The 277-nt window shown below is 48.0% G+C and carries 1 protein-coding gene; it reads right to left on the reverse strand.

The window, feature by feature from the left end; all coding sequences use genetic code 11:
- On the reverse strand, positions 1 to 277 hold a 277-nt coding region (locus HBA93_RS20915), incomplete at both ends, for an iron chelate uptake ABC transporter family permease subunit (protein WP_221724552.1).

The raw sequence follows: 277 nt of genomic DNA on the forward strand, positions 1-277 counted from the left end.
TGTTGTGCGCTTGTAATTGATACCAAGGCCAATTGCTGTTTCACGCCCCAAAGACAGAATGTCAAAACGATGACCAATGCGCCATGCGATCACAGAGACCACAGCGACAATCGCGGTCGACAAACCCAGCAACTGGCTGTCTATCGTATTAAAAGATGCAAATAGCCTGTCTTGCAGCACCACAAAATCATTCGGATCGATAATGCGCTGCATAAAACCGGTGCCGGAACGGAAAAACACACCGAAGATAATCCCCACCAGCATCAAAAGATGCAGC

The organism is Ochrobactrum sp. SFR4 (assembly GCF_019730395.1).
Classification (GTDB): Bacteria; Pseudomonadota; Alphaproteobacteria; order Rhizobiales; family Rhizobiaceae; genus Pseudochrobactrum.